The 18,176-nt window shown below is 50.6% G+C and carries 17 protein-coding genes; 6 read left to right on the top strand and 11 right to left on the bottom strand.

The window, feature by feature from the left end; all coding sequences use genetic code 11:
* Nucleotides 1–18: 18 nt before the first annotated feature.
* The 3 genes from HWI92_RS15455 to HWI92_RS15445 are packed head-to-tail and all read right to left on the bottom strand — an operon-like array spanning nucleotide 19 to nucleotide 1,063.
* Entirely contained in the window at nucleotides 19–279 is a 261-nt protein-coding gene (locus HWI92_RS15455; protein WP_204656893.1) for a HepT-like ribonuclease domain-containing protein, read from the bottom strand.
* A gap of 25 nt (nucleotides 280–304) precedes the next feature.
* On the bottom strand, nucleotides 305–598 hold the full coding sequence (locus tag HWI92_RS15450; protein WP_204656891.1) for a DUF2695 domain-containing protein: 294 nt from the start codon (nucleotides 596–598) through the stop codon (nucleotides 305–307).
* A 42-nt stretch (nucleotides 599–640) separates the two neighbouring features.
* Nucleotides 641–1,063 carry a helix-turn-helix domain-containing protein gene (locus HWI92_RS15445; RefSeq protein WP_204664598.1) on the bottom strand — a complete coding sequence of 141 codons (423 nt, stop codon included), beginning with the start codon at nucleotides 1,061–1,063 and terminating at the stop codon, nucleotides 641–643.
* Between the two features lie 301 nt (nucleotides 1,064–1,364).
* Between HWI92_RS15445 and HWI92_RS15440 the strand changes: the two genes are divergently transcribed.
* The gene (locus tag HWI92_RS15440; protein WP_204656889.1) at nucleotides 1,365–1,616 is read left to right on the top strand and encodes a hypothetical protein; all 252 of its coding nucleotides are present in this window, start codon (nucleotides 1,365–1,367) and stop codon (nucleotides 1,614–1,616) included.
* Between the two features lie 195 nt (nucleotides 1,617–1,811).
* Here HWI92_RS15440 and HWI92_RS15435 read toward each other — a convergent pair whose 3' ends face one another.
* The 8 genes from HWI92_RS15435 to HWI92_RS15400 all read right to left on the bottom strand — a co-directional run bounded on the left by HWI92_RS15435 (nucleotide 1,812) and on the right by HWI92_RS15400 (nucleotide 11,056).
* Entirely contained in the window at nucleotides 1,812–3,197 is a 1,386-nt protein-coding gene (locus HWI92_RS15435) for a putative oxidoreductase C-terminal domain-containing protein (RefSeq protein WP_229248072.1), read from the bottom strand.
* 43 nt (nucleotides 3,198–3,240) lie between these two features.
* Nucleotides 3,241–4,017 (bottom strand): glucosamine-6-phosphate deaminase, encoded by a 777-nt coding sequence (locus HWI92_RS15430; RefSeq protein ID WP_204656887.1) that lies wholly within the window; start codon nucleotides 4,015–4,017, stop codon nucleotides 3,241–3,243.
* Nucleotides 4,018–4,029: 12 nt separating this feature from the next.
* On the bottom strand, nucleotides 4,030–5,220 hold the full coding sequence (gene nagA / locus HWI92_RS15425) for an N-acetylglucosamine-6-phosphate deacetylase (protein ID WP_204656885.1): 1,191 nt from the start codon (nucleotides 5,218–5,220) through the stop codon (nucleotides 4,030–4,032).
* Between the two features lie 207 nt (nucleotides 5,221–5,427).
* On the bottom strand, nucleotides 5,428–6,741 hold the full coding sequence (locus HWI92_RS15420; protein ID WP_374757877.1) for a sugar MFS transporter: 1,314 nt from the start codon (nucleotides 6,739–6,741) through the stop codon (nucleotides 5,428–5,430).
* A 268-nt stretch (nucleotides 6,742–7,009) separates the two neighbouring features.
* On the bottom strand, nucleotides 7,010–8,374 hold the full coding sequence (locus HWI92_RS15415) for a Gfo/Idh/MocA family protein (RefSeq protein ID WP_204656875.1): 1,365 nt from the start codon (nucleotides 8,372–8,374) through the stop codon (nucleotides 7,010–7,012).
* A gap of 39 nt (nucleotides 8,375–8,413) precedes the next feature.
* The gene (locus HWI92_RS15410) at nucleotides 8,414–8,749 is read right to left on the bottom strand and encodes a high-potential iron-sulfur protein (RefSeq protein ID WP_229248061.1); all 336 of its coding nucleotides are present in this window, start codon (nucleotides 8,747–8,749) and stop codon (nucleotides 8,414–8,416) included.
* A gap of 69 nt (nucleotides 8,750–8,818) precedes the next feature.
* Complete coding sequence (locus HWI92_RS15405) at nucleotides 8,819–9,826, bottom strand: Gfo/Idh/MocA family protein (RefSeq protein WP_204656873.1); 1,008 nt, start codon at nucleotides 9,824–9,826, stop codon at nucleotides 8,819–8,821.
* A 171-nt stretch (nucleotides 9,827–9,997) separates the two neighbouring features.
* Nucleotides 9,998–11,056 carry a LacI family DNA-binding transcriptional regulator gene (locus HWI92_RS15400; RefSeq protein ID WP_204656871.1) on the bottom strand — a complete coding sequence of 353 codons (1,059 nt, stop codon included), beginning with the start codon at nucleotides 11,054–11,056 and terminating at the stop codon, nucleotides 9,998–10,000.
* A 199-nt stretch (nucleotides 11,057–11,255) separates the two neighbouring features.
* Between HWI92_RS15400 and HWI92_RS15395 the strand changes: the two genes are divergently transcribed.
* The 5 genes from HWI92_RS15395 to HWI92_RS15375 all read left to right on the top strand — a co-directional run bounded on the left by HWI92_RS15395 (nucleotide 11,256) and on the right by HWI92_RS15375 (nucleotide 18,124).
* Nucleotides 11,256–14,330: a SusC/RagA family TonB-linked outer membrane protein gene (locus HWI92_RS15395; RefSeq protein ID WP_204656869.1), complete on the top strand. Its 3,075-nt coding sequence runs from the start codon at nucleotides 11,256–11,258 to the stop codon at nucleotides 14,328–14,330.
* Between the two features lie 24 nt (nucleotides 14,331–14,354).
* Nucleotides 14,355–15,950: a RagB/SusD family nutrient uptake outer membrane protein gene (locus HWI92_RS15390; protein ID WP_204656867.1), complete on the top strand. Its 1,596-nt coding sequence runs from the start codon at nucleotides 14,355–14,357 to the stop codon at nucleotides 15,948–15,950.
* A 127-nt stretch (nucleotides 15,951–16,077) separates the two neighbouring features.
* Nucleotides 16,078–17,460: a sulfatase family protein gene (locus HWI92_RS15385; RefSeq protein WP_229249396.1), complete on the top strand. Its 1,383-nt coding sequence runs from the start codon at nucleotides 16,078–16,080 to the stop codon at nucleotides 17,458–17,460.
* Nucleotides 17,461–17,528: 68 nt separating this feature from the next.
* The gene (locus HWI92_RS15380) at nucleotides 17,529–17,732 is read left to right on the top strand and encodes a type II toxin-antitoxin system RelE/ParE family toxin (protein WP_204656865.1); all 204 of its coding nucleotides are present in this window, start codon (nucleotides 17,529–17,531) and stop codon (nucleotides 17,730–17,732) included.
* A gap of 98 nt (nucleotides 17,733–17,830) precedes the next feature.
* Nucleotides 17,831–18,124 carry a HigA family addiction module antitoxin gene (locus tag HWI92_RS15375; RefSeq protein ID WP_229248058.1) on the top strand — a complete coding sequence of 98 codons (294 nt, stop codon included), beginning with the start codon at nucleotides 17,831–17,833 and terminating at the stop codon, nucleotides 18,122–18,124.
* Nucleotides 18,125–18,176: the final 52 nt, after the last annotated feature.

Raw genomic sequence — 18,176 nt, 5'->3', positions numbered from 1 at the left:
CTCTTAACTGTAAATAAGTCAAATTTCTCGAGAGCAGTTTGATGAATTTATCAATGCTTCAACTTCAATCATTAAAAGGGGTAAGTGCTTTATAACAATCCCCCAAACAATATCATCCGAAATCGAATCATTACCATCAATGATCCGATTTCGAACATCGACAAGCTTTCGGGAATTAGTGATTTGGATGGTGCTGTCCTTCTTGATAATGCGGTTCATCGCCTCGCCGATGATTTTAAATGTTTCTTTCGACGGCGCGTTGCTCGCGTATTCAGCCAAGTGGATTGAATATTGAGTATGATTGCTACTCAAACTGCTCCTCAACGTTCGCAAGTATCTCACAATCGCAATAACCTCCTTCGTCGGCTAGCCATTTCACGACTTCGTCTATGTTCGCGATGTTTTCGTTTTCGAGGAAAGTTTTGGTTAATGCAGGTGTGTCATCACATGATTGTTCTTGCAGTTCTTCGTCTAAGTAGTCGAACAATTCTTCAAATTTTGCGCGGCTCATCGGTAAACTTGCCTCAAATTCTTCCGCGGCTTTTTTACGCAGGTCATTTTGAATCTGCTTTCTGAAATCCTTTTCGCTTTTATCCATGATATTAATACATTGACGGTATACAGCTTATGTGTTAATAATCTACTTCCCCCCAATCAACCGCTCCAACCTCCCCATCATCTCATCCTTCTCCTTCAACATCCGCTCATAAAGCTCCATTTTCTCCTCATGCAATCTTCTTATTTCTGCAATTGGATTTACATTAAATGTTGAATGCGGGTTACCTAGATAAGCCTGATCGTGAAATGTATTTGAAATAATATTAATTGCCTGATCTTCATCAAAATTCCGAATTGCCTCAGCGGGGATTTTAAGAATCGCGGAAACTTGTTCGAGGATGTCGGCATCGATTTTTTCTTTTTGTTCGAGGAGCGAAACTTTTTGCTGGTTCCATTCGTCGCCGAGCTCGAAAGCGAGCACATCTTGTTTGATTCCGAGCATTTCGCGGAACCGTTTGAGGTTTCGTCCCTCGTGAATCTTCGGGTTGGCGGTAGTATGTGTCATGCGGAAAGGTGTTTGGTTAAAGGGGCAATTTATATAAATCCGTCGGTAAGTTTTTGGGTAATTTACATGGGGTGGTGGTTGGTTACCTGGTGTGAAGAAGCAAGTTTTGCGGTGTAGCGGCTGAGCTAGCTCACCTTTGTCATGCTGAGCGGACCGGGCCGCCGGGCGGTCGAAGCAAGAAGGTCGCCGGGAAGTGCTTTGTGGCTGCCGCGTCGGCCCTTCGACTCCGCTCAGGGTGACAAAGGTTGGTGAGTTCAGCGTAACAAATTTCATTTTCACACATTAAAAACCTCAAAAAAACATGAACACAAAAACACACATTACCCTACCTTCCGACGAAGTCCTGTTAGCTTACGGCAAAGAAGTGAATACCCTGCTGAGCAGCAGTAGCGCCGGGCGGTGGAAGGAGGAGCTTTGGACGATGTTCGACGGGTACATTATGGCCTTGCAGGAGCTCGGCCACGACCCGGATTTGCATCATACTTACTTTTGTTTTAGGGAGTTGTTGAGGTTTTTTGAGAAGGTGGAAAGTTTGTCTGCCAGTTCAAATTGATAGAAGCAACATTTGCATCAGTTAAACAAAAAAAATGAGCAGCGCCACCACGCTGCTCACTTCACATTTGTCACCCTGAGCGGAGTCGAAGGGCTGATGCGGTACCAAATGCGGCCGAGGGGCCAACGCGGTCGCGACCTCGCCCTTCGACCGCCCGGCGGCCCGGTCCGCTCAGGGTGACAAAGTCAACAAGGGCTACTCCTTCGCCCGCTTCAACGCCTCAGTAGTAATCCAATACTTCGCCAGCATATTCGGCACTTCCCAGGCCGGCAGCTTGCCGACTTTCAAATACTCCATATACTTATTCGCTACCTGCGCGAAGTGCGCTTCGTGGCCGTTGTCGTATTTTTTAGGCACTACTACTTCCCAGCCCGTGCCGATTTTTTTCAGCTCGATGCCCGGGTATTCGCCCTGCACCCGCTTGAAAGCCGCGGCCAGGCCCTCGGCGTATCGGTCGCCTTTGTCGGTGGGTTCGATGTAGAGTACCGGCTTGTAATTCTGGTCTTTGCCCTGGCGGATGATCAGGTTTGCTTTGGAGCCTTTCATCACCGAATAATGCGTGTCGCCCGTGCCTTCCGGCGCCTGGAAATTCCATAGCACCGACACTTTGGCGTGCACACCTTTCAGCGTATAGTTCATTTCACCATTCGAATACACGTTCAATGTGCTGTCTTTCAAATCTTTGCTCAAAAAGTCCGGATACTTGTCGGTCTTGGTGACGAGCTTGAACTGCGAAGGCGTAAGATGCGTGGCAGTACGTTTGGCATTGAGGATTTTCACATCTTTTTCATAGTTGATCGACTCGTTCGGAAAAGCGCTCCATTGCACCAAATCCACCAGGTGCGTCGTCACGTCAACCATGCCTTCACCCTGCTGTTTTACATCAAAAAACCACGTAGGACGTACCAATGCTTCGCCCGAAATGTATTTGAAAAAATGGTGCACACTTTCCTTCGATATGGCCGGGTCCTGGGGCGTCCCTTTTTGTAACTCGCCAAAAATCTGCGGCAATGCAGCCAGCTCGCGCTGCAATGCATTGGTGATCTCGTACCGCTCCGTCATGATGTCGTACAGCAGTACCTTATTTTTTTCTGCACTCTCAAATGCAGCTTTCAGTTTCTCAAATCCCGCCGCATCGATCGCCATCGGCTTGTCAGCCAGTACATTAAGACCAGCGTCCACGGATTGTTTGATGTAGTCGGTCTTCTTCTGGTTATTACCCGCGAGCACCACCACGTTGCCCTTTTTATCAGAAAGCATCTTTTGCAGGAAGTCCGTTCCTGTATATACTTCCTCCTTCCAGTGCGTCGGATCGTCTGGCCGGGCATTGTATTTCTCCACTTTGTCGAGGTAAGCCTTCACGTCGGGACCTTCGCTGGCGTACACATGCACCACCGAGTCCACGTCCGGGTACATGGATTTTTGTACCAAAGCCGCATGAAAATGCCCCGGCTCGACCATGATCAGGCTCAATGGTTTTTTGTCTTCCGCACTTTTTTCTTCCCCCTCTTTCTTCGAATTGCATCCCTGGTTCAATGTCATTGCACCCAATAAAGCGATGGTCAGGATTTCTTTTCTCATTTGAATGGATTGAGGTAATACTTGCAAGATAGCCCGTCTGCGACTAGGCCCTACTGTACGACGAAATTTCTTTCAGCATCCCTGAACTCGCCTTGTCAATGAAAAGTACGGCATTCGGGTGCATCCGCAGGATCGTAGCCGGATAATCCTGCTGAATTTCTTCATTCAAAGTATTGTAAATCGCCTGCGCCTTGTTTGGGCCGGGTACCATGGCATAGGCGTATTTTGCTTTCAAAAGGGTGGGAATCGTCAAAGTCAGCGCCGTGGCGGGCACTTCGCCGAAGGTCCGGAAGCAGCCGTCGTTTACCTGCTGGTTGCGGCAGGCATCGTCCAGCTCCACGATTTTTACGGTCAGGGGGTCATCAAAAAATGCGACATGCGGGTCGTTAAATGCGAGGTGACCATTCTCCCCTATACCCAGGCACACAATGTCCGTCGGGTATTGTTCCAGCAGACCGGCATAGCGCGCACATTCTTTTTCCGGATCGGTAGCGTTACCGTCGAGGTAGTGAATGGAATGCATCGGGACGAAATCAAACAGGTTTACTTTCAGAAAATTACCGAAAGTCTGGGGCGCGTCGGCTGGCAGGCCCACATATTCATCCATATGAAATGCATTGATCCGCTCCCAGGCAATGCCGGGTTCCTGTTTCAATGCAGCCAGAAACTCATTTTGCGAGGGGGCAGAAGCGAAAATGATGTTGATAAATTCCTTTCCCGATTGCAGTTCACGGATCTTGCCCGCTACCGTCACAGCCGCGGCTTCACCCATTTCTTTTCTGGTTTCGAATATCCTTATTTCCAGTTGGTCAACCTTCATTTTGTAGTGTAGTTAAATGGTATTTTTTTCTTTCTGGTAAATGACCTTTCCACGCACGATGGTGGTCTGGACTTCAATATTTTCGTTGAAAATGACGATGTCTGCATCCTTCCCGGCCACCAGTGTACCTTTGCTACCGTCCACGCCCATGATGCGTGCCGGCGTAGCGCTCATCATCCGCACGGCATCCAGCAGCGACACATCCGCCATCTGCACCATATTTCTGACAAGCCGATCGGCGGTGGAGACACTCCCTGCAAATGACGTCCGGTCGGGCAGCTTGGCCACGCCATCCTCCACGATCACTTTCAGGCCGTTTTTCAGCGAACCAAGTGTACTTTCACCTTCGGGCATCCCGGCGGCGCGCATGGCGTCGGTGATCAGGGCAATGCGATCGGGGCCTTTTATTTTGTAAATCAATTTTAAAAGCGGAGCAGGCAAATGCAAGCCATCGGCGATGATCTCTACATCCATATCCAGCAAAAAAGCACTTTCAATCGTCCCCGCATACCGGAATGCATTCCGCCGCGTCACGCCCGACATGGCCGAGTATAAATGTGTCGCCAGCGTATAGCCATTTTCGTAAGCTTCCAGCACATCTTCATAAATCGCATCCGTGTGCGCCACAGCGGCCAGGATGCCTTTTTGTTTTAACCTTTTACCAAAATCAATCGCCCCCGGCAGCTCTGGGGCGGCACTCCATCTGGCGATCGACGACGAGTAGGCAAGCACCTCTTCATACTCCGCCGGATCAGGGTTCCGGATGTAGCGGGGATCCTGCGCACCCCGCTGGCTCAATGCGAAATAAGGGCCTTCCAAGTGCATCCCCAGAAATTGGGCACCCTTCGTATTCAATGCATTTGCCTTTTCGTATAAATCCAGTGTTTCCAGCAGATCCTCTTTTTCGCTGGTCAACGTTGTGGGTACCATGGCCGTCGTGCCATATTTCGCATGCGTCTCAGCAATTCCCAAAAATGCCTCCACGCTGCCATCCATAAAATCATGGTTTCCACCACCATGAATATGCAGATCGATAAAGCCAGGGGCAACGTAGTTGCCGGCAGCATCAATGGTTTCGGCATCAAGGAAATCGATGTTTCCTTGATGTATGCCTAGTATCACACCATTTTCCACGATTACAGTACCATTGCGGATGTAGCGGTAGGGGGTGATGATGGTGGCGTTGGTGATTTTTAATTTCATTTAATAAATATTTCTTAAAACGTAGCCCTCCTCAACTTTGTCACCCTGAGCGGAGTCGAAGGGCCGATGCGGCAGGTAAAGCGTAGTTCTTATAACAAAAGTTGCAAACGTGTTGATGCAAAAGTGCCTTGTTGATGCCGCATTTGCCCTTCGACTCCGCTCAGGGTGACAAAGGAGGGGGTACCACCCATTCAATCATTCACTCATTCAGTCATTGAAGCGCCAGCGTCTCAACTTATGCCCTGCCACTGCATAATACACCAGATACAAATAGCAAGGCAGCAGAACCCAATAGGCCTGCCGCACATCGAACTGATCTGCGAAATAGCCGTAAAACAGCGGCATGATTGCATTGCCGCATAGTCCCATGATCATAATGGAAGCGCCAAGTTTGGTAAAGCGGCCCAGATCATCCAGTGCCAGCGGCCATATTCCGGCCCAAACCAGCGAGTTGGCCAGTCCCAGCAGCACCACAAACCAGATCGAAATATCCGTGGTGTGGCCAAGAAAATTAACCTGACCTTTTGTAAAAATGATCAGTAATGTAAATGCAGTTCCCAGCAGCGTGCAGATGCGCAATGCATTCACCTGACTGATGTATTTTGGAATGACTGTAATGCCGATCAGATACCCACAAATCGTACAGAACAAAGTGTAGGATGGAAACACCTTCGCTTCGAGCAAATCGATGCCCATGGAATTGGCGTAACCGATAATGGTGTCGATCGCGATGACCTGTGTACCCACATGGAGGAAGATCGCCAGCGCGCCGAGGATGAGGTGCGGGAATTGAAAAATGCTCGTTTTGCCTGCATTGGCCGTGGCAATGGCTTCGCTTTCGTGCTCGGTATCAATCTCGGGCAGGGGAGATTTGTAAACCAGAAAACCCAGCACAAACAAAAAGCTGCCCAGCCCGATGTAGGGCTTGATTACCCGTCGGATCAGCTCATCCAGCGCACTGCTTTTTTCAACATCCGTCATGGAGCCGAGCTGCGCAAAAAGATCCGTATCCGTAGGTCGGAGGATTACCGCAGCAAAAACAATGGGTGACAGAATACCCGCTGCCTTGTTACAAATGCCCATAATGCTGATCCGCTGCGCCGCACGTTCCTTCGCGCCCAAAATGGTAATGTATGGATTGGCAGCTGTTTGCAAAATCGCGAGTCCGATCCCGATCGTAAACAAGCCGAGCAGGAAAACCTCATAAGTGCGCGTCATCGCCGCCGGCACAAAGATGAATGCACCCAAAGCCATCGCCCAAAAACCGAACATCATTCCTTTTTTAAAACCCACTGCCCGGAGCAAATACGACGACGGTACCGACATCACGAAATACGCAATGTAAAACGCAAATGCGACCAGGTAAGCCTGAAAGCTGGTCAGCTCGCAGGCAATTTTGAAGTAGGGAATAAGAATGGAATTCACCCACGAAATAAAGCCAAATATGAAAAACATCACCCCGATCAGGAAAACAGAAATATTGGTTTCCGTGCGGGTGAGGCTGTCGACTCTTACTGCCATGGCGGGGGTTTTCATTTTTGGGGGGAAAGATGGGGTTTGGTTAAATAGCTTGTTTGCTTAGCTTGTAGTAAGCTTGGTTGTCAGTTCCGCCCTTCGACTCCGCTCAGGGTGACAAAGTTGGTTGCAGTGCTATTTTCAAGAAATGGCACTTACTAATTTTTGTCACCCTGAGCGGAGTCGAAGGGCGGAATAAGTGACCAAGGTGGCCGGGCGGTCGAAGGGCGGAACTAGCCAACCAAGCTTCTCACATCAATTAGAAGCCAACCAACTACACCGTCGGCTCCCAGCCCTTCTGATATTCCCTTTTCCAGAACTTCTCCGCCTCCTTGTTCCCCTTGATATGTCCATTGCTCGGATCAATATTCAGTGTACCGCCGGAGCGTAAGGCAATGTTGCCCAACTGTGCGAGCAAGGTACTTTGATGCCCGCCCACGATCTCCGCATTCACAGCGGTTCCTTTTTTTATACCCTCAAAGAAATTCTGAATGTGCAATGCATCCAGCGCCTGCGACGGGTTCATTTTGTTTCTCGGATCGATCTCAAAATCATTGACCACATCTTTTACAAGCTTGTTATCAAGGTCGTACTGCTTGTAGGCATTGCCTTCCATAATCTGGATGGAGCCGTTTTCCCCGTAAAAAATCACCCCCACACTCGCGCCTTCATTCGTACGTCCATTACAGCTGCGGCCTTCCCACGACATGGCGGTATTGTTGGCAAATTCAAGGTTGATCACTTGTGTGTCAGGTGCTTCCCAGTCGTCTTTGTACCGGTAGCGGCCGCCTGCGGAAGTTACCCGGGTAGGATAGTCTACCTGCAGGCCCCAGCGCATGAGGTCAAGCATGTGGGTACCGTTGTTCAATGCTTCGCCCGTGCCCCAATGCCAGAACCAGTGCCAGTTGTAATGGATGATGTTGTCTTTGAATGCACGCCGCGGCGCGGGTCCCTGCCAGAGTTCAAAGTCCAGCCAGGCAGGTACCGCCGTCTCTTTTCCCACCCCGATAGACGCGCGGTTGTTGGTATACCAGCCTTTGGCAAAATACGGACGACCGATGGCGCCGCCATGCACTGCCTTGATGCCTGCGGCCACATTGGGCCACGACCGGCGCTGGTTGCCCATCTGAATGACATTTTTGTATTTTTTGGCCACCTGCACCAACATTTCTCCCTCGTTTGGATTGTGGCTGCATGGTTTTTCGAGGTACACGTGCTTGCCGGCTTTGGACGCCAGAATAGCCGCAGGTGCGTGCCAGTGATCCGGTGCAGCGATAACCAGTGCATCAACATCCTTGTTTTCCAATGCCTTACGGAAGTCAGGAACATCTGTGGGTTTGTATTTGGCTACCTCGTTCACGGTGGAAATTGCCTTTGCGGTAGCCCGGGAATCTACATCAGAAATGGAAATCACCTGGCAATTGGGCTGCACGGCATAGTTGGAAGTGAGCGCAAGACCGCGGCTGTTGACGCCCATCATGGCCACATTTACTTTTTCATTCGCACCCATAATATTGGCATAGCTCTTCGGACTGAAACCCGGCAGCACACCGCCAATAGTAAGCAGGGCACTTCCTGCAAGCGATTTTTTGATAAAGTCCCGGCGGTTTTCGCCCGTCGGGTTTTCTGGACTTTTCATATTCAGGTTGGTTAAGGTCAGGTTTTATAAATTCCGGCTTTACTCATCTTTGTCGTGCGGCGCCCAGTAGGTGCAAAATCCTTCTTCCGGCACCGGCCCTTTAAAAAGCTGGCAGCCCCCGCACGCATCCTCATCCTCGGGTGGCAGCCAGAGCTGGCAGTTGCCGCAGGTAGAGTTGGGAATCGGCGAAATGGCTACATAGCCCATAGCTTCCCGGTTGGTTTTGTCACTTTCCGTCAGGCCCGAAATGTCGCTGCATGCATCCTTTGACTTGCCTCTACAGCCCGAAAGCCAGAAAGTTGCGGCAATCAGCGGGCCCGTACAGATCGTCTTGCAAAGAAATTTTCTGCGGTTAATGGTATCGGGTTTTTTCATTGCGGTCAGTTCACGTGTAAGGGCAATTTATGCATTTACCCAAACGATCCCGACAAATCAGGGCAATGCTCAGGATGATTTTTTACGGGCTTTGGCCAGCACACTTTCCAGTGTCACACTTTTGCCGCCCTGCCGCTTACTTTCGTCCGCTGCCTCCATGAAAGCGAATATCTCAATGGTTTCTTCGGGCGTCACCGGCATTTCCCCTGTTTTGAAATACTTGATAATATCCACCAAAAGCGGCTCATAGCCAGCGTATGGGCCTAATGTTTTGTTGCCGTCTTCGGTAAAAACGGTCCCGCCGTAATCGTGCTTGCCTGTGCGGGTGCCGCGGAATGTGCCTGTGCGCCCGTTTTCCCAGATCCCTACCACAATGTCGGTATCGGGCGTACTGACCCGGGTGACGCTTTTACAGCCAGTACCCATCACCGTATAGAGTGTTTCTACACCGTGAATGCCGTACCAGTAGAGGTCAGGGTGTGTTTTTTCAAGGGTGGCAGGACTGTATGTGTCGGCCCCGAGTACTTTTGCCTTATCAATGCCTTCCAGCCCTTTGATGTACCGCAGGGACGAGGCAGAAAAAACAGGAATTTTGTATTTTTTTGAAGCTTCATAAATAGCGAGCGTATCACTCAGCGAGCCTGCTACGGGCTTGTCGATAAACATCTTTTTACCTGCCTTGAATACTTCGAGTGCCTGCTGCAAATGGAGGCGGCCATCATTGGTTTCGAGCAGAATGTAATCCGACTTGGCTAGCACGTCCTGGATGGAGCCGGAAATCTCGACCCCCATTTTTTTTACTTCCTCTATATAACCCGGAATGCGCTTCGCACTCGACTCAATGTCCTTACTGCCATAAGGGTAGGCAGCCGTGACGCGGAAACCATCGTAGGCAGTGTCGGGCTGCTCTGCATTGAGCGCCTTCACAAACGCGACGCTGTGCGAGGTGTCCAGTCCGATGATACCAACCCGCTTTCCATCGGCACGTCCGGCCTTTGCAAACGGAACCTGCATCAGGCTCAGGCCTGCACCGGCAGCCAGTGAGGAGTGGATAAACTTTCTTCTGCTAAAATGCATGGAGCTTTAAGGTAAGGAGTTTAGGAATAGTTTTGTATTTCCACCTTCGGGTACGTACCCGTAAATATACGAACATATTTGAATTTGCAAGGTTTCTGATCTTTTCCTGATCAATAATTTTGCAATAATCATTATTTACGGTTGCAATCAGCCGTCAAAGGTTGTGAAGGGCTAATTCTGGTAAAATGCCTGGTTTTCTTTGGTGATGATATCGATCGGCATAAAATGCACTTTTTCGATTGTTGCACCGAGCACCAGTTTCTGATACAGCGCCATCATTCCGCGGTAACCTTGCTCTTCGGGTTTGTGGCAGATCAGGAAATCGATCAGGCCTTCTTTGAGGTAGGTAATATTTTGTTTTAAAAAATCGTATCCGATCAGCGAAATGTCGGTTCGCGCTGCTTTTTTCAGAAAAGCAGCCACGGCAAAAACCCGGGAATTGGTCACGAAAATGGCTTCCAGATCGCTGTGCTCGTGCAGAATGCGCGTAAGGTCGCGGGTAATGGAAAGAGGGTCGGTGTGGCTGATGTCGCTGCGGATAATTTCGCAAGGCTGCTGGTGGTCGGAGAAGTAAGCTCGGAAACCCTCCTCGATCTGCATGAAGTTGTAGCTGTCTGCCTCCTGCGATATGTTGAGCACCAGTACCTTATGGTTTTCTTTCAGGCGGTAGGTCAGGAGTTTGGCACCTACATATCCGCTTTGAAACAGGTGTGGGCCAATGTAGCAAAGCCGGTCCAGATCGGGTACGTCGGAGTCGATCAGCACAAAGGGGATCTTGCGGTCATGACATTTCTGCAGAAAATCGCGTGACTCGTCCAGGAAAGTAGGGGAGAGCAGCACGCCCTGCACATCACTGCCAAGTACCAGCTGTGCCTGCGTTTCAAATGAATGCTTGTCGTTGAGATCAAAAAAATGTTCGCTGACCTGAATGCCGTATTTCCTGATCTCGGCCTCCGCACGGCTGATCCCGCGCAGCGGTGCTTCCCAGAAGTCAGTCTCCTCCGAAACCCGCGGGATTAAGACCGCCAGTGAAATGATCTTTTTGGATGCCAGCCGGCTCGCCAGGATGTTGGGCTGGTAATCGAGCTCAGTAATAATGTCATTGATTTTCTTCTTAGTTTTTTCCGAAACCCCGCTCCTGTTATGCAGCACACGGTCTACCGTAGCAATGGAAACGTTGGCGCGGCGGGCAATTTCTTTTACGCCAAAGTAGGTAGCTTCTTTTTTCATTTGTGCCATAGAGAAGGTAGCGAAACTGCTCAAAATAGAAAGCGTTTTGCAAATTAACAATCGCTCCGCAGGAATTTGCTCTTTGTGAATTTGACAACAAACTTTTGCCAAACCGGATTTTCATAATTTACTTTGCCTATCGAATCGCTAGACTTTATCTAGTTTTTCTCAGAAAGCAACCACCAAACACTACGATTGCATGTTTAAAAATTTCCCCCAACTCATTTCAGGGCTTTTCTTTCTGGTGGTGCTCCTGGCACTGACCGGTTTACAAGCCCATGCGCAGACGATCAGCGGAACCGTGACGTCGGCCGCAGACAAGTCGGCCCTGCCAGGTATCAACATTGTGATCAAGAATACCGTAACTGGCACCACCACCGATGCCGAAGGTAAATACCAGCTGAATGCCCCGACAGACGCGGTTCTTGTTTTCTCGGGCATCGGGTACGTTACCCAGGAGGTAGAAGCGGGCAAGCGCACCATTGTGGATGCCCAGCTTGCGGCAGATACCCGTCAGCTCGATGAGCTGGTGGTCGTAGGTTACGGTACCCAGAAGAAAACCAGCCTGACCAATTCGATTGCGCAAATCAGCGGGGAGGAGATCACCCGCAGGCCGGTGTCCAGTGTGCAGCAATCGTTTCAGGGCGTAATGCCGGGCGTGACTGTGCTTGATCAGGGCGGATCACCCGGCAGGTCCAATGCCGCGATCCGTGTCCGGGGTATTACTACGTTTAATATTAATAACAGTTCGACCAGCGGATTCGACCTGGGTAAGAATGATGCACTCGTGATCGTGGACGGCATTGAGCAGCGCCTGAGTGACCTGAATCCGGATGATATCGAGTCTGTTTCGGTGCTGAAAGATGCATCTTCTACGGCCATATACGGTTCACGGGCAACCAACGGGGTTGTGCTTATCCGTACCAAAAGAGCTGCGGGCAGCAAGGTGCAGGTCAATTATCACGGCTACTACGCAATCCAGAAGTCGACCAACGTACCTAAAATGATGGGCCTGGAAGCCTACATGCGCGAGCAGGTGGCTGCCTATACCAATGCAGGTGCAACTTTGCCCGCCCGGTTTACGGAGGAATCCATCCAAACGTGGATCCATGCAACGGACCGTGAGCGGTACCCACTTCCCAATACCTGGTTTCAAACCCTGCTGCATGCGGCTCCCCAGCAGAATCATACGTTTTCGATCGCCGGCGGCAATGAGTCACTGCGTACCCGGCTGAGCGTCCGTTACCAGGACCAGAAAGGGGTGATTGACAATTTTGGCAATAAAATCGGTGAAATCCGGCTGAACTCGGACTATGAGGTATCCAAAAAGATCCGCGTGAGTGCGGATGTGAATTATCGTTTTAACAAGACCCTGAGCCCGACCACAAATGCCAATGCACCCCTGGACAGGTTTTTCCACGGCTCGCTGTGGGCTGTGCCCAAGTACGCTGACGGTACCTACGGCCTGAGTACGCAGGGAAATAACCCGCTGATGTTCATTGAAATCGGCGGCCTGTCGCGGCAAACGACCGACTACCTGTCGGGATATGTAAAGGCAGATTGGGACATTGCGGAAGGACTGACGTTTTCCACCCAGCTGGCAGGAAGAGGGTTTTTTACCCAGCAAAAAAACTACACGAACTCCTATACCAACATTGATAAGAATACCAATATTACCAAGGTCATTGCCAACAACAGCCTGACGGAAGTACGTGATAACCTGAAAGAGTACACGCTCAATAACCTTTTGACGTACGAAAAAAGCTGGGGTCCGCATAACTTCAAAGGCCTGCTGGGCTACTCGCAGATCGGTAATACGCAGACTTTCCTGTCGGCTTACCGGGAGCGTTTTTACAACAACGATATCGGCTCTATCGGGCAGGGTGCCAATGATGGTACCAAAAGCAACGACGGCCGTGACGCGGTATACGGGCTTCGATCTTTCTTCGGACGTATCAATTATGATTTTAATGAAAAATACCTGCTTGAAGTCAATGCACGGTACGACGGGTCGTCCAAATTCACCGGCGACAAGCAATACAGCATTTTTCCCTCATTTTCGGCAGGCTGGCGTATTTCCAAGGAAAACTTCTGGCAGCCGCTTGAAAAGACAATCAATGACCTGAAATTCAGGGGCTCGTGGGGTATCACCGGAAACCAGTCGGTGGACCTGTACAGCTACTATGCATCGCTTACTGCCGCAGGTTACAACCTGGGCGGGGCTTCGGTACCGGGTTACCGCCAAACCACACTGGCCAATACCGGTCTGGGCTGGGAATCGACCACGCAACTGGACCTTGGACTGGATGCTTCCTTCCTTGGCAACCGCCTGAACCTGACGGTGGATTACTACCGCAAGTTAACCAATGACATTTTGCTCAACCTGGATATCCCGGCCACGATCGGGCTGAATGCACCGCCGCAAAATGCCGGATCCGTGGAGAACAAAGGCTGGGAATTTGCCCTGAACTACCGGGGTACGCCGGCTCCTTCGGGCTTCCGCTACAACCTGGGTGCCAACCTGAGCATCAATGAAAACAAGGTAACCGACCTGAAAGGCACGGGTCCTTACCTGGCCGGTTCGGACATTGACCCTCGGTATATCATTGCAAAAGGCCTCCCGATCAATACGCTTTGGGGCTATAAGACGGACGGGCTTTTCCAGACTCAGCAGGAAATTGCCGAATATGGCGCAACCTACGCGGCCAATACCAAGCCCGGCGATGTGAAATACCTCGATCTTAATGGAGACAAGCGCATTTCGGCAGACGATATGACGGCTATCGGCAACTCATTTCCGAAATATACCTTTGGGCTGAATGGTGATTTTTCATATAAAAACTTTGAGCTGAACATCCTCTTCCAGGGAACTGCCAAAGTAGACGCAAGGCTGGCGGGTGCCCTCGCCGAAATGGGGAACCAGGAAGGTTTTACGCATGAAATTTACACCAACAATTACTGGACGCCCGAAAACACCGGTGCCCGCTTTCCGCGGCCGGTCAAGTTTGACCTTCGGAATGTAGCCACTTCGGACAGGCTGGTGATCAACGGGTCTTACCTGCGCCTGAAAAACGTGCAGGTAGCGTACAACCTGCCTGCCGCGCTGGTCAAGAAGATCTACCTCGGCCGGGTGCGTGTGTATGCCTCGGCGACCAATGTTTTCACGATTTCAAAACTCAATGAATGGAACCTTGATCCGGAAGTGCCGTCGGGAAGGGGTGTGTACTATCCGCAAACAGCACTTTACACGCTGGGCCTGAACCTGCAATTCTGATCCCCAACATTGAAAACCACCATTATGAAAAAATTCACAAATACCATCAATACATGGGCTATGGCGCTGGTTGCGGGCGTGGTCCTGATTTCCTGCGACAAGGATCTGCTCGAAACCGTACCCAATGACCGGCTTTCGGTGGACGTTTTCTGGAAAAGTGAGAACGATGCACGAACGGCGGTCAACTCGATCTACCTTGACCTGGACAGCACCAATATCATCAGCTGGGATGCGATGACGGACATTGCACATACAAACCAGAACTTCAACGTGGAAGCGTATGTGGAGCTGGGAAGTTACGATGCTACGAGCGCAAAAGTGTACAATGAATGGAGAAAAGCCTATCGCGGGATCGGTGCTTCCAACTATTTCCTCGACAACGTGGACAAGGTACCTTCCACCAATACGGCCCTGATCAACCAGTTCAGGGGAGAGGCAAAAGCATTACGGGCATACCAGTATATCAAGCTGATCGGCCTTTTCGGGCCGGTGCCGCTGGTGACCAGCTCCCTGACCCTGGAAGCTTCCCGCCAGCTTACCAACACACCCGTGGAGGAGCTCTGGGATTTTGTAGACAAAGAACTTACCGAAGCTGCTGCTTTGCTGCCTGCTGCCTATGCGGCCTCGGAAACGGGACGCATGACAAAAGGGGCTGCACTCGGACTGCTGGCGCGCGCCAACCTGTATGCCGGCCGGTTTCAGAAAGCCGCCGCTGCCGCCGACCTGGTGATCAAGTCGGGTACATACAGCCTGTACGATTCGTACCAGAAACTGTTTACCTATGCAGCTGAAAACAACAGGGAAGTACTGCTGGACCGGCAGTTTATCAAGGATACTTACCCGGTGAATGTATTTCAGCTGCTGGCTCCTTACAGTCAGAAAAACAGCCAGAGCACCTTTGTGCCCACCAAGGCGCTGGTTGATCTTTATGAAACCACCGAAGGTAAAAAGATCACTGACGCCGGCAGCGGCTACAACCCTGCCAAGCCCTACCTCAACCGGGATCCGCGATTGAAGTACTCCATTTACCTCGAAGACGATGTGCTGCCCAGCGGCATTGCATTCAAGCCGCAGCCTACGAGCGGTACTGCGGATGCGATAGGCAGTACCTACATTGCGTCGACGACGGGTTTTAACATCAAAAAATACATCAATAATGAGGATTATGGCAATCCTGTGAACAGCGGGATTAACATCATCCTGCTCCGCTACGCAGAGGTTTTGCTGACGTATGCAGAAGCTAAAATAGAGCTGGGGCAGGTGGATGCGAGCGTTTATAATGCCATCAATGCAGTGCGGAATGGTCGTACAGATGTGAAGCAGCCCGATGTTACCTCAGGCAGTCAGGCTGCATTGCGGGAGCTGGTGCGCCGGGAACGGACTGTGGAGCTGGCTTTTGAAGGACAGCATTTGTTTGATATCCGCCGCTGGAAAACGGCAGAAATGGTCATGCCGGGCCCGGTTTACGGGATTACTTATACCAATGCACAAGGCCAGCTGGTGACCGCAGAAGCCGTGGCGGTCAACAAGGTGTTTGATGCCACGCGCCATTATTTGTGGCCTATTCCGCAGAAAGAGCTTAATTTGACGCCGACGCTTCGCCAGAATGTGAATTGGTGAGCATGCTGCTGACTGTCGGTTTTATTGGGTTTGTTTAAAAAGAATTTATGGTATGATGACATTTGGAAAAATGAGGGGGGTGGTTTGTCTGGGATTGTTGCTGGCAGGTGCTGTTATTACGACGGCTATGAAGGGTACCAAACCGGAGGCCAAAAAGCCCAATATAGTGCTGTTTTTCATTGATGACCTGGGATACGGCGATTTGTCGGTGACGGGGGCATTGGGTTACACAACCCCGAACCTGGATAAAATGGCCAAGGAGGGGACGCGTTTTACCAACTTCATGGCCGCTCAGGCAGTTTGCAGTGCTTCCCGCGCGGCTTTACTGACAGGCTGTTATCCCAACCGGGTCGGTATTTCGGGTGCATTGGGACCCAAGGACCCTACCGGGCTGAACCCCAAAGAAGAAACCATTGCAGAACTCGTGAAAGCACAGGGCTATGCAACCGGGATTTTTGGAAAATGGCATCTGGGAAATCAGGAGGAGTTTTTGCCTTTACAGCAGGGCTTCGACGAATATTACGGCGTGCCTTATTCCCATGACATGTGGCCTCTGCATCCATGGCAGGAACGCGCGCAATACCCGCCCCTGCACTGGATTGATGGTAACAAGCCGGGCAAGGAAATCAAAAACCTGGAAGATGCCAGCGAGCTTACGCCGGCGATCACGGAGCGTGCCGTTTCATTTATCCGTAAAAACAAAAACAAACCCTTCTTCCTGTATGTGCCGCACCCGTTGCCGCACGTACCCCTGGCTGCTTCGGCGAAGTTTCGCGGCAAGAGCGAGAGGGGAATTTTCGGGGATGTTTTAATGGAGCTCGACTGGTCGGTAGGAGAGATCATGAAGGAGCTGAAAGCCCAGGGACTGGATGAAAACACGCTGGTGATTTTTACCAGCGACAATGGTCCGTGGCTCAACTACGGCGACCATGCCGGTTCGGCAGGCGGGTTCCGCGAGGGTAAGGGTACGTCCTTTGAAGGAGGGCAGCGCGAGCCGACGATCATGCGCTGGCCGGGCGTGGTGCCTGCGGGCAGGATTTGCAACAAGCTGCTGTCGGCCATTGATATCCTGCCGACGATTGCAAAGCTGACCGGCGCCAGGTTACCCAAAGAAAAGATCGACGGAGTGGAATTTGTGGACTTACTAAAAGGGGACGAAACCAAAACACCCCGGGAGACTTTCCTGTATTATTACCGTAAAAACAGTCTGGAAGCAGTACGGAAAGGTGACTGGAAGCTGGTATTTGCACATCCCGGCCGTACTTACGAAGGTTCTTTGCCTGGTAAAAACGGCCAGCCCGGATCTGCGCCGGAGGATCACCAGTATCCCAAAGCATTGTACCACCTGACCCGTGACCCGGCTGAGCGCTACGACGTTCTGGAACAAAATCCTGAAATCGTGGCCGAGCTCGAAAAAATCGCTGAGGCCGCCCGCGAAGACCTGGGTGACGACTTGCAGCAAAAAGCTGGAAAGAATAATCGCGAAGCCGGCAAAGGCCAGAAAATGTAGCAGCCGGATAAGGACTTTATAAAAAGTCGTAAATTGTAACCCTTGGGGTAGCACACTATATTTTAAAAATGATCAAAAGTATAAGCCACAAAGGACTTTGTATGCTTTGGGAGAAGGGGAATGCCTCCAAATTGCCTGATGCACAAATTGAAGAGTTGAGGCGCGTTTTAACTGCCCTGAACACTGCCAGAACATTGGAGCCCCTGCGTGCCATTCCAGGGTACAGGCTGCATTCACTTTCTGGAACGATGGCGGGGATGTGGTCGATATGAGTGACAGGTAACTACCCGATCGTTTTTACATTTGAAGACGGAGATGTTTTTGACGTGGATTACATAGGCTATCATTGAAACAAAATATGGAGAATGAAATGAGGCCAGTGCACCCGGGTGCAGTTCTGCGGGAGGATATTTTGAAGGAAATGAAAATATCTGTGACACAAGCGGCAAAGAATCTGAATGTCAGCCGGAAGCAACTATCGGAAGTGGTCAATGAAGTAGCGGCTATTTCGCCCGAAATGGCCGTACGCCTGGAAAAAGGGTTCGGAGTTAATGCAGAATTCTGGCTGGATATGCAAAAAAACTACGATATCTGGAAGGTACGCAGCAGTGGGACGGTACAGGGAATTAGCAGGATACAGATTCCGGGAACTTTGCCATCGTAAAAAGATGATGTACCTCCTGTAAAATACTTGTTTAAATCAAAACGATAATTTT

Source organism: Dyadobacter sandarakinus (assembly GCF_016894445.1).
Classification (GTDB): domain Bacteria; phylum Bacteroidota; class Bacteroidia; order Cytophagales; family Spirosomataceae; genus Dyadobacter; species Dyadobacter sandarakinus.
This window is presented reverse-complemented; position numbering and strand designations above follow the sequence as displayed.

Bases quoted from the DNA above. Each gene is read 5' to 3' on its own strand.
- HWI92_RS15450 (WP_204656891.1), bottom strand. From the start codon at position 598: ATGGATAAAAGCGAAAAGGATTTCAGAAAGCAGATTCAAAATGACCTG.
- HWI92_RS15445 (WP_204664598.1), bottom strand. From the start codon at position 1,063: ATGACACATACTACCGCCAACCCGAAGATTCACGAGGGACGAAACCTC.
- HWI92_RS15440 (WP_204656889.1), top strand. From the start codon at position 1,365: ATGAACACAAAAACACACATTACCCTACCTTCCGACGAAGTCCTGTTA.
- HWI92_RS15435 (WP_229248072.1), bottom strand. From the start codon at position 3,197: ATGAGAAAAGAAATCCTGACCATCGCTTTATTGGGTGCAATGACATTG.
- HWI92_RS15430 (WP_204656887.1), bottom strand. From the start codon at position 4,017: ATGAAGGTTGACCAACTGGAAATAAGGATATTCGAAACCAGAAAAGAA.
- nagA (WP_204656885.1), bottom strand. From the start codon at position 5,220: ATGAAATTAAAAATCACCAACGCCACCATCATCACCCCCTACCGCTAC.
- HWI92_RS15420 (WP_374757877.1), bottom strand. From the start codon at position 6,741: ATGGCAGTAAGAGTCGACAGCCTCACCCGCACGGAAACCAATATTTCT.
- HWI92_RS15415 (WP_204656875.1), bottom strand. From the start codon at position 8,374: ATGAAAAGTCCAGAAAACCCGACGGGCGAAAACCGCCGGGACTTTATC.
- HWI92_RS15410 (WP_229248061.1), bottom strand. From the start codon at position 8,749: ATGAAAAAACCCGATACCATTAACCGCAGAAAATTTCTTTGCAAGACG.
- HWI92_RS15405 (WP_204656873.1), bottom strand. From the start codon at position 9,826: ATGCATTTTAGCAGAAGAAAGTTTATCCACTCCTCACTGGCTGCCGGT.
- HWI92_RS15400 (WP_204656871.1), bottom strand. From the start codon at position 11,056: ATGAAAAAAGAAGCTACCTACTTTGGCGTAAAAGAAATTGCCCGCCGC.
- HWI92_RS15395 (WP_204656869.1), top strand. From the start codon at position 11,256: ATGTTTAAAAATTTCCCCCAACTCATTTCAGGGCTTTTCTTTCTGGTG.
- HWI92_RS15390 (WP_204656867.1), top strand. From the start codon at position 14,355: ATGAAAAAATTCACAAATACCATCAATACATGGGCTATGGCGCTGGTT.
- HWI92_RS15385 (WP_229249396.1), top strand. From the start codon at position 16,078: ATGAAGGGTACCAAACCGGAGGCCAAAAAGCCCAATATAGTGCTGTTT.
- HWI92_RS15380 (WP_204656865.1), top strand. From the start codon at position 17,529: ATGATCAAAAGTATAAGCCACAAAGGACTTTGTATGCTTTGGGAGAAG.
- HWI92_RS15375 (WP_229248058.1), top strand. From the start codon at position 17,831: ATGAGGCCAGTGCACCCGGGTGCAGTTCTGCGGGAGGATATTTTGAAG.